This window comes from Acidiplasma aeolicum (genome assembly GCF_001402945.1).
Classification (GTDB): Archaea; Thermoplasmatota; Thermoplasmata; order Thermoplasmatales; family Thermoplasmataceae; genus Acidiplasma; species Acidiplasma aeolicum.
In genome coordinates this window covers 1-9,877 of sequence record NZ_LKBG01000252.1, presented here as the reverse complement: position 1 = coordinate 9,877, position 9,877 = coordinate 1, and the positions used below count along the sequence as shown (strand labels likewise).

11 protein-coding genes are annotated in these 9,877 nt (G+C 29.4%); 1 reads left to right on the top strand and 10 read right to left on the bottom strand.

Going from position 1 to position 9,877, the window contains the following annotated elements:
- Positions 1-24: 24 nt before the first annotated feature.
- The 10 genes from AOG54_RS07265 to AOG54_RS09755 all read right to left on the bottom strand — a co-directional run bounded on the left by AOG54_RS07265 (position 25) and on the right by AOG54_RS09755 (position 8,698).
- Positions 25-3,060, bottom strand: coding sequence for a DNA methyltransferase (locus AOG54_RS07265; RefSeq protein ID WP_055032575.1), 3,036 nt, complete (start codon positions 3,058-3,060; stop codon positions 25-27).
- Positions 3,061-3,139: 79 nt separating this feature from the next.
- Positions 3,140-3,418 carry a hypothetical protein gene (locus AOG54_RS07260; RefSeq protein WP_054963973.1) on the bottom strand — a complete coding sequence of 93 codons (279 nt, stop codon included), beginning with the start codon at positions 3,416-3,418 and terminating at the stop codon, positions 3,140-3,142.
- Positions 3,402-3,638 (bottom strand): hypothetical protein, encoded by a 237-nt coding sequence (locus AOG54_RS07255; protein ID WP_055032574.1) that lies wholly within the window; start codon positions 3,636-3,638, stop codon positions 3,402-3,404. The genes AOG54_RS07260 and AOG54_RS07255 overlap by 17 nt, the downstream gene beginning before the upstream one ends.
- On the bottom strand, positions 3,631-3,762 hold the full coding sequence (locus AOG54_RS10190; protein WP_269082273.1) for a hypothetical protein: 132 nt from the start codon (positions 3,760-3,762) through the stop codon (positions 3,631-3,633). The genes AOG54_RS07255 and AOG54_RS10190 overlap by 8 nt, the downstream gene beginning before the upstream one ends.
- A gap of 274 nt (positions 3,763-4,036) precedes the next feature.
- Entirely contained in the window at positions 4,037-4,561 is a 525-nt protein-coding gene (locus AOG54_RS07245; RefSeq protein WP_054963976.1) for a hypothetical protein, read from the bottom strand.
- A gap of 1 nt (position 4,562) precedes the next feature.
- Positions 4,563-4,931, bottom strand: coding sequence for a hypothetical protein (locus tag AOG54_RS07240; protein WP_054963977.1), 369 nt, complete (start codon positions 4,929-4,931; stop codon positions 4,563-4,565).
- Entirely contained in the window at positions 4,928-5,215 is a 288-nt protein-coding gene (locus tag AOG54_RS07235) for a zinc ribbon domain-containing protein (protein WP_054963978.1), read from the bottom strand. Before AOG54_RS07235 ends, AOG54_RS07240 begins: the two co-directional genes overlap by 4 nt.
- Positions 5,203-5,457, bottom strand: a complete 255-nt coding sequence (locus tag AOG54_RS07230) for a hypothetical protein (RefSeq protein WP_054963979.1) — start codon at positions 5,455-5,457, stop codon at positions 5,203-5,205. Before AOG54_RS07230 ends, AOG54_RS07235 begins: the two co-directional genes overlap by 13 nt.
- Positions 5,454-8,354 carry a bifunctional DNA primase/polymerase gene (locus AOG54_RS07225; protein WP_054963980.1) on the bottom strand — a complete coding sequence of 967 codons (2,901 nt, stop codon included), beginning with the start codon at positions 8,352-8,354 and terminating at the stop codon, positions 5,454-5,456. The genes AOG54_RS07230 and AOG54_RS07225 overlap by 4 nt, the downstream gene beginning before the upstream one ends.
- Positions 8,355-8,539: 185 nt before the next feature.
- Complete coding sequence (locus AOG54_RS09755) at positions 8,540-8,698, bottom strand: hypothetical protein (RefSeq protein WP_156318727.1); 159 nt, start codon at positions 8,696-8,698, stop codon at positions 8,540-8,542.
- An 86-nt stretch (positions 8,699-8,784) separates the two neighbouring features.
- Here AOG54_RS09755 and AOG54_RS07220 point away from each other — a divergent pair, with 86 nt between their 5' ends.
- On the top strand, positions 8,785-9,738 hold the full coding sequence (locus AOG54_RS07220; protein ID WP_054963981.1) for a hypothetical protein: 954 nt from the start codon (positions 8,785-8,787) through the stop codon (positions 9,736-9,738).
- The last annotated feature ends 139 nt before the right edge of the window (positions 9,739-9,877 follow it).

Below are 9,877 nucleotides of genomic sequence, written 5' to 3'. Positions count from 1 at the left end.
ACAATTAATTATTTCTAATCTATATCAATTGTTAAGGCATTTTTCCACATAAGCGTTTAATTCATTATATTTATCTTTAAATTCTTTATTTAGATTTTCAATTTCTTCTTTATTAGATTCATTATCAATTTTATCCTTTAATTTATGCAGCTCCATAGAAAGCAGGGTTATATTATTATGAATATCATTATTTTTATCATATTTTGGTATACCTATTTGAAATGGTTTTTTAACTATATGCCTTTCTGATAATATTCCGGAGTTCTTTAGCTGATTAATTAAATAATCAGAATTTAATATTCCACATATATAATATGCCTCGTTTTTGTCATCAAAATATGCATAAAATGCAGTATAATCAACCAATATGTTTTTATTTTCTACAACGGCAGATCTTATTCTTGTCCCGCTTGTATTATAAACAACCATATAATTATATTTATGCTGTGATAATAATTTATTTCCATAGTTTAACCAGTCTATAAAACTCATAGAATTGGCATCGTTTTTTGCAGTTGTAAACTTATTTCCTCTATTTTTCTCCCAGTCCTCTTCTATTTCATTTAATTTTTCTATGTAATTTTTTAATAGATTGTTTTGTATTGTATTCATATTTTTTGTTTCATATATATTATTTTTTATTGAATATGTGTATGGTATTGTGTCTTTATTCTCATCAATAATAAATGTATAATCCATTACAGGCAATACTGCCTTATCATGTAAATGAATTCCAAAATTCTCAATAGATTCACCTAAAATTATATTGTATATTAAATCTTTAAGTGCATAAAAATTATTCCATACAAAAGAATAATTTCCTTTCTTATGCCTTTTATCTGCTGTTAATGGGTTATATTTATCCATAGTTTTTATCAAATATGCATATTCCTCCTCTTTCAATATATATACAAAGAAATAAGGCCTTGGGAATATTGTTGCACCTCTTTTGAATATACTTTTATAAATAGAATTTTTACCGAAATTCATCGGTTTATCTGAAATAGCAGATTCGTTCTCTGAGGCATTAATATAATACTTTTTATTTATTATGTCATAATCTATATTATTACTGAAAACGTCAATTTTTTTATTTGCAGAATTTTTTATTAATGAGCCATTTATATATTTGCACTTTTTTAAATTGAAATCAAAAACTATTATACATGAGGGTTTTCTAAATGGATTAATAGAATTATCAATATCTATTAAATTGCTTATATTTGTTGAATTAACCCATGCTTTTGTTCTTAAACCATTATACTGTGAGGCGTTCATAATGGATCTGGTTATAACAAAGCCTATTTTACCCGTAATTTTTTTATTTTTCCTTTTTAAATATTCAGATGACCTTGCAATAAAAAAACCAGCATAATCAACATTGGCCTTATTTTGTGAGCCATGTTTCATGTTGTATTCATCATAAATGGAATCCAGATCATGTTGCCTTTCATATGATGTTTCCCTATAAGTTAACCATGGAGGATTCCCTAATACAACATCAATTTTATTTCTAAAATAATATGGTGTGTATATGTTTTTTAAAACATAGAACCATATGCCGTCCTTCTTATTATTAACCAATTGTATTAATTTTTTAATTAGATCTGAGTTGTAATTAAATTTTTTTGGTACATTTATACTTACTGTTTTTAAATTGTTGTATACAAATATTTTCATATCCTCTATATATTTATTTAGCTGTATTATTGGCTCATTTCCTTCATCAACATAAGAATAATCGAATTCTGCCTTTATATTTGCTATTGGATTAAAATCTATTGTAACGCTCTGTATATCAGCATTTAATGAACTTCTTTTATAATATGTCATTAGTGAATCTGCCAAAAATACTGGAATAATCAAGTCTAATTTTTGCTTTAAATAATCCTTGCCAAGGGATAATATATAATTTGCCTTTGAAAATACAACTGCAAGAGGATTTATATCAAAGCCTATTACCTGATCTGGAATATTATTATTTGAACCGAGATTCTTTTTTCTTTCAATGCTTAACTTTAAAAATGTTCCTGAACCACATGCAGGATCTAAAATTACATTGTCCTTTTCAACTAAATCATCGACTAAAATTTTTGCAAGCCATTCCGGTGTATAAAACTCACCGAGATTATGCCTCTCACTTGGTGATATAACGCTTTCATATAAAACCCTGAAGATATCATCATTTATATTGGAAAAATCGTATAAATCTATTTCTTCATTAATATATAAGAAAAATTTGTTATTCTTATCTACAAATATATCAAAAAAGTTATCGGGCTCCACAAAATTCATTATCCCCTTAGCCTCAAAAGCAGAACCATTTAATATATTTTCTGTATTATTTTCACCTAAAACCTTACCAACTATAAATAAGGAATAATAGTATATTATTACGTGCCTTAAATAAAATTCTAATGATATCTCATTATTATTTCCTAAAACCTTGGCCACATAATTTTTCCACTCATCAAACTTAATGGCATATTCCAGATTATCAATATTTATTTTATTATTTTGAATATTTTTTAGTATTTCATTCTGTAAATCCAAAAGCCTTGGTATTATAATATCAATTTTGGGATTTAACTTTATACCTTTTGGATTAAATAATAAGTATAGTCTTGTATATAAATTGTTTAAGGTATAATCATCATTTTGATCTTTTATTTCATGGTTTAATATAAAATCATACTCCTTCTGCTCATTGGTATTGTATACCTCAAATATATTTCCATCGGTTACAATTAATTTAGAAACTGTATATCCATTTTCCTCTCTAGTATTTTTATACCTTTTTAATTCCTCCAATGCCTTTTCCCTTGTACTTTTATTTATTTCATCCTTTGTTTCTATTAATATTCCCGCATAATAAACATCATTTCTATTCTCCTCAAAACCTATAAATTCTGGCTTTATTCCCATTATATTTACCATTAATTTGCTTACCATATACGCCCTTTTATTTAATTCTCCCTTTTTTGTAGGTAAAATCTTTAAATATTCCTTTATATTGCTTTCAAAATTATCTGGATAAATATACTCTAACTGATTTATCATTATATGTCTTTAATATAGATTTATTTTTAAATTTTTGTATTGAATTATTAAAATACTTATGCAATTATTATTAAAATTTTTAATAAGTCAATTTATCTTTCATCTTTAAATATTTTTTATAATTTGCAATAAAAGCATTCCTTGGTGAATTCTTTATTGCAAACCTTGTCTTTATGTTAAATGTTAAATCATATAAATCATAGACATCAAAATTGTCTGTATGATATTTTTCTTTATATAGATCCTCCAGGAATTTATATTCCCTAAAGATCCTTTTTTCATATAATTTCTTTGCAGGCCTGTAATTATAGTCATCCAGTATTTTTTGTTTATCATCTATTTTAATGGCCTTTATCATTTTTGCCCTCCTTTTTTATCATTTTTATTGGATCTTTATAATGCATGTATGAAACCATATCAAGCAGCTTCATTGTTTTTAGTATTTCCTTTAATTTTTCAAATTCAATATTTGTTTCATTCCTTAACTCATAGATATCCATGGGCCTTGTTCTCAATGCCTTTATAATTTTATTCCAGTCCTCTGGAAGGTCCATAAAAAATTTACCATTCTTAATCATCTGAATCATCCCCTGGATCTTCCGGTAATGGTTCATTTATATCAGGCCCTGGATGAAAAGGCATCTTAAATGGGAAATTATATCCATAAATGGCATTTTTAGATATTAATGATGTTTTAGGCATAATTATACCCTTGAGTGCCTTTATTTTGAAAAGTATATAAAGAAAATGATTTTTTTCCCTTAAATTATAATATATCAGCATTATTTTTTGATTGGCATGGATGTAAAAAATAGATGATAACTTTTTAATTGATTCTTTAAACTGTTTTGGATGTTTTAATATTTGCTTTTTGTTTATAATATGCCCTTGATGTGTAATTATACTATTAGTTAATGTTGATTTCTCTGAATACATTATAAAGCCATTATTTTTTTAAAGATGCAATATATCAGCATTATTTTTTTCCCTCCATGTATCTTTTTAATGCCTCTGAACCTTTCATTGCTAAATTTCTGTTCTTTTCAATCTGTTTATCGCTAATCTCTGGATGTGAATTAAGCCATGATTCCTCCCTGTCCCTGTATAATTTATCTATGGCCTTCTGGCCTTTTGATTCCACTGAATCGGGAACATCTGGATCGATTCCCTCTATGCCCCTTTTTATGATGAAATTCCTGTTAAGCATATTGTAAGTAAAATATCCTTTTGCATTCTTCTTTTTAAGTTTTTTCTGGTTTATTGCAATAATATTATCCTTATATTCAGGATTATTGCATGGATCCTCATCTGAATACCAAATATATTTGGAATTGTCCTTAAGCATTGGGCATATCTGGTCATTGCATCCCCTTTTCCAGTAAGGGCATTCCTCATTTCCCTGTTTTTCTTTTGATTTTTTTAAGGATTCTATATACTCTTTAACCTTCTTTACCTCTTTATCATTCAATTCCTCTGATTCTATAAAACTGTCTAGATTCATTTCATAACACCTCTATTTTCATTATTCCCTGCTTAAGCAGGATTAATTTCTTATTTCCAGATTCTAATAAAATCTCATACTGGCCAAAGCCTATCATTTTGCCCTTTATTGTCTCACCGTTTAATAATGAAAAAATAAGGTCCTTGTTTAATAGATCCCTGCCAAAGATATCTATGTGTTCCGGATTTAATGGATTAAAATATCTTGGATCCTGGATCTCTTTCTTCTTTTTTTCATGTTTTTTGTTATCGCTGTTATCCTTTGTTTCTTTTGTTTCCTGTTTAATATTATTACTGGGCCTGTTGTTATTTTCCCTGAATACTATTTTAAAGGAACCATCTGGATTCTGCACCCTTATTGCCTCCTTCATTGTTTATCATCCCCAGATTTTGCCAGTTTCTTGCCGCAATGAACACAGTAATTTGCATCATTGTCATTGTAATGGCCGCAGTTATGGCATATGCGTTTAACCGATTCAATGAAATTCTTCCTGACCTGTTTAAACGACATGGCATATTTCACATGAATGCAGTCAAAGGAATTGCACATCTCACAGAATGGCTTCAGTGTAAACTTTTCTATTATGATCTGGCCTATTTTATCACCATCCATAACTGATGCTATGGGTACATTGCTAAGATCTAGATCCGCCATTTTAATTCGCCTCCTTTCTGAATATTTTCTTTATGGCCTGCTCTAACCTTTTTATTATATTTTTTATTCCTTCTTTCATAGCTTTCATCTCCTGGCTTTAAGGATAAGCCATAACCGTGATTGATTAAAATATCAGCCATCCAGGATTCCACAGTTATTTTACCTGGAATTAGCTTATAATCACCGTAATAGCCACATACATTCATCTCTGGGCCCAGATAAAAAATATCAGTGTAAGTCATTGAGAATCACCCTTGGATAATATGTTAAAATCGGTTTCTGATATTTCCTGAGAATCGGCTAAAAATAAACCCCAACCCTTTGGCGTTTTATTCAATTTATCAGGGATAATAAGTTTTAAAAGAACATATGATGTTTCAGATGAACCTTTTTTGGGTATAATCTTGGAACTATTACATGATATATCAGAACCATAGAAAAATGAATAATCATATTTATTGAAATTTTTTAATACCTGGTAATAATGGGCTTTGCCTTTTGGCATTATAATGTTTTCTGGGTTACCTTTGTTATTTTCATTATTTCCTTCATTGCCTTCTTTTGCCTTCTCGGAGTCTTTATTTTCTGAATTCCCTGCATTTTTGTTATCCTCATTTTGCTGTTCTTTTTGCTTTTCAAATTCTTTTTGCTCATGTTCCTCTATTAATGATTGTTTAACTGGACCCTCCGGTAAAGAATTAAGATCAAAATTATGGCCTTTGTTATCATTATCTAGGGCTGAATTTTCAGGGTTGCGATCATCATTATCATCAATTTTTAGATCTTCATCATCGGGTGTTACAAATATCCCTGACCATGCATGTATGGGTTTTCCATTAATTCTTTTTCTAAACTCAGAAACCTCAAGGTCAAGATAGTGAATTGCTTGTCCTAGCTTTGTTTGTGAGTTCCTGTCCTGTTCATCGTATTTCGGTAAATGGTTAGCCTTACAGAACTGATTAACCTGTTTTATCAGTGCTGATTTGATTTCAAAAACCGTTACTGTGCCATCTCTATTTGCTGAAATGCAATTATTTTCATCCAATCCGTGTTTTTTGCAGTAATTTAAAACATCATCAGGATCTATTAGAATTTCATCTTTAGCCTCTTTAAGCTTTAAATATGTTATTGCAGGATTTGACTTCATTAAATACCTTTCCTTGGCTGTTTTTATGTTATATCTATGTGTAAATCCATGTTTTATAAATTCGGGATATATCTTATCTATAATAAAGGAAAACAAGGCATCAAGTTCACTAGGGTTTGATAATTGCGCCATAATTTTTGCAATTTCATCAGGATTTAAGGTATTAAGGAAATTATTAAACTCAACGATGTTTATGATTCTACGCCATATTGCCAGTTCATCTTTCGGTGGAATTAACTGATTCGTTGATAGAATAACAGCAGATTGATACTGGCTAAGTATCGAGGGCTTGTTTTTAATCGGGATATTTTCATAATCATGGCCTGTAATTCTTTTAAGTATTTCCCAGTTATATGTAACGCCCTTTACGGATTCTGAGAATAACAAGGCCTTTTTGTTAGCAATAGATTGCAATTCAAATGGGTAATTTGCAATCCTATTTAGATCTGGCATGGCCACATTTTCACGGCCAAGCAGATTTGAAATAACATCATTTTGAATAATTCCTTTTCCATTGCCACCCTCACCGTAAAAAATTACCATGCCCTGAATGTTATTATCATTTAGAAGGCACCAGGCCAAAGACTCATATACAGTTCTTTTATCTTTTTTAGGATTCACCAGGATCTTGTTTAAGAAACAATCAAATGCAAGTTGATTTGCCTCAGAGATGTATTTCCTTTCAATGTTTTTATAGAAAAAATTTTTGTTATGGGGCTCCAGCTTTTTTGTTTCAACGTTGTAAAGGCCAGATGGAATCGGTATTAAAGTATTTGGCAGTTTTTTGTTTTTAAATTCTTTGCTGTAAGTTATATGTTTTATTCCCGCTATAATCTCATTAATATTATGCTCGGATATTGAATTGTCTGTTATTTGTATAAATTTTTTAATTTCATTTTCTACATCGGTATGCCATCCATCGAGGTCTGAAAAATGATATAAATTCTCAAATTCATCGGTAAAAAGGTTTGTATATTTGGACATAACGAATTTTATTGATTTTTCCTTGTTAAAGTGCTTAACATTATGGCCATCAATATCATAAAATGGTGATTCATAGTGTTCGAAGATTAATTCTAAGTTTTTTATAATTTCATCAAAATTTTCATATTGATCCTTGTTTGATATTACATCATTTTTAAAAGTTGTATATCCAAGGACTTTTTTGTTATTTTTGGCCTTATTGTAAGAATTATCAATGACAGAGTAATTTACATCCGGCCATTTATTTAAATTTGCAGCTTCCTTTATTATCTCCTTTGTGTGTTCAATTGATATATTTCTAAGGGCCATGGCACCAGAAAACGCCATTAGCATTTCATTTCCTTTGCCGTTGGGATGCTTGAATATGTCCGAGACAGTTTTAATTAATAAAGATAAGGTTGAATCGTTAAAATTAATGGGTACAATGGTCTCATTAGAATCATCTGACATATCTAATTCATAAAGATAATTATATAATTCATCAGGCATAATTGAAATTGGGGCATCAACTATTATTTTGTATTTTCCGTACTGGCCCTCACTGGGAGGTGCAACAACATAGCCTCCATCTCCCTTCAAATCCACCTTTTGTAATATTCCTATGTGCGTTTTTAAGGATACCTGGTTATTTCTCAATTTGTAATATAGCTGCTTGCCTCCGGATTGAGTTTTTATTGTTTTTGTTTTAAATTTTTCAGCATTATTTTTGTTAATGAATTGGCTGATAAAGTTCTGTTCGCCGGTGTTTATAATTTTTCCATCCTTTATAACGGGCCTGTGATTATTATCCTTCTCAACATCACAATCGATAACATACAAATTATTTATAGCACCAGTCAGAATTGCAATCTGATCCCCTGGTTTATATAATTTCAAAAATTGATTATAATCGTTCGTTGCATCTTTAAGGCCGTGAATTGTATGCGGCACTTTGTTTTTACCTACAGGAAAAATAAAAATATGGTTTTCGCAATATTTTTTGGCAGCTTCTAGTATTTCATTTGTCATCTTTTTAATGCCTCACTATGAAAAAGTTTATTAACATGCAATATAATATAAAAAATAAGGGAAATTAAGGTTAGCCTGGTGTAGTCTCCTGCTATCATTTTCCCTCCTCCTTTTTATTTTCTTGTTCTGAACCATTAACGATCTTGTCCCATAGCTCAAATAACCTCGGAATTTTCTTTTTTTCATCATTTTTTATCATGTTCTGTCACCTCATATGCCTCAGCACCTCTAATGAGAAGCTGGGATAATGGCAGATTAAGCTTTGCTGCCTTCCTCATCAATTTTAACTTAATCTCAATTGGCAGGTATATACTTGTTCTGTTTAACTTTTTATTATTTATCATGTCTAAGCATGTATGTTATGCATATTTGACATATAAATTTTTCCTTTTCAAACGAAAGTTTAAAATCATTTTATATATGTACATACATGAAGAGAATATCTATAACTTTTAATGAGTATGAGTATGAGTACTTAAAATATGCACGGGACCTAGTAAATGAGAATCCATTTGCTAATGCTGATATAAAGGATATTTTATATTCCTTTATCGAATACACTAGAGTCAGAATTTTAGATAAAAGGCATTTAATAAGATTTGTAAACATATTTTTGATCAAATCTAACAGTAAGCCTTTAGAATTAGAAGACACTGGAACTAAATCATTTAGCCCAATCAATGATATATATTTTCATAAAACCGAAGATCGTAAATTAGGGGAAGTTTACACTTTTCCAATTTTATATGCTCTCAGGCTGGAAGATAATATAATCAGTACATTAGATGATATAAAAGAAGGCTTGCTCTCAAAAGCCCCACAGTTGAAAGACCCTAATTATTCAGAAATTATAAGAAACTGTGTTCACTTTGTCATAGATAATATCGATTCTAAGTTTGATTTCTTTTCTATCTTATACATTTTCAAATTAACTTCTAACGCCAATATGTTGGGTCTTATAGGAAATATTATGGAAATTAGTGAAAATACTTCTATGTCTCCTGATGAAGTACTGGAACAACACAAGGATAAAGCTAAACCTCAGTATTTCAAAAAATATATAGAAGATTATAACACATATAAAAAATTAAAGAAATGGCTATCCAACACAAAATTAGATGAAACTCTGGATGAGTATAATAAAATTTCCAAGAGGATAGGGTTTTATTCAACTACTTGGAGAGCGGTACCGTCATTTGTTGATTTTTTATTCTTTCTATCTAACCTATACTTTAACCTTTCCTCCAGTATAGCAGCATTATCTCATTTTTCTTATGATGATGTAGTTAATTCATTCCTAGAACCTGCTAAAAAACTTTATACTGAAAAAATGGAAGACATCTATATTTTTCTCTTTTATACTTGTTTCGATTTTAAAAACTAATTTTATTAGTGCTAGCAAAAATATTGGTACCATTATGGCTGACTATCGGGCAATTTGTAATTCTATTTAATTTCTTACTGGAAAGAGCAAAAAAAATTTAGACAGATAACTAATATATAAATATAAAAATAATCTCATA

Excerpts from the sequence above, each read along its gene's own strand:
- AOG54_RS09755 (WP_156318727.1), bottom strand. The coding sequence starts at position 8,698 with ATGATAAATAATAAAAAGTTAAACAGAACAAGTATATACCTGCCAATT.
- AOG54_RS07225 (WP_054963980.1), bottom strand. The coding sequence starts at position 8,354 with ATGACAAATGAAATACTAGAAGCTGCCAAAAAATATTGCGAAAACCAT.
- AOG54_RS07260 (WP_054963973.1), bottom strand. The coding sequence starts at position 3,418 with ATGATAAAGGCCATTAAAATAGATGATAAACAAAAAATACTGGATGAC.
- AOG54_RS07230 (WP_054963979.1), bottom strand. The coding sequence starts at position 5,457 with ATGACTTACACTGATATTTTTTATCTGGGCCCAGAGATGAATGTATGT.
- AOG54_RS07245 (WP_054963976.1), bottom strand. The coding sequence starts at position 4,561 with ATGAATCTAGACAGTTTTATAGAATCAGAGGAATTGAATGATAAAGAG.
- AOG54_RS10190 (WP_269082273.1), bottom strand. The coding sequence starts at position 3,762 with ATGCCTAAAACATCATTAATATCTAAAAATGCCATTTATGGATATAAT.
- AOG54_RS07220 (WP_054963981.1), top strand. The coding sequence starts at position 8,785 with ATGAAGAGAATATCTATAACTTTTAATGAGTATGAGTATGAGTACTTA.
- AOG54_RS07235 (WP_054963978.1), bottom strand. The coding sequence starts at position 5,215 with ATGGCGGATCTAGATCTTAGCAATGTACCCATAGCATCAGTTATGGAT.
- AOG54_RS07265 (WP_055032575.1), bottom strand. The coding sequence starts at position 3,060 with ATGATAAATCAGTTAGAGTATATTTATCCAGATAATTTTGAAAGCAAT.
- AOG54_RS07255 (WP_055032574.1), bottom strand. The coding sequence starts at position 3,638 with ATGATTAAGAATGGTAAATTTTTTATGGACCTTCCAGAGGACTGGAAT.
- AOG54_RS07240 (WP_054963977.1), bottom strand. The coding sequence starts at position 4,931 with ATGAAGGAGGCAATAAGGGTGCAGAATCCAGATGGTTCCTTTAAAATA.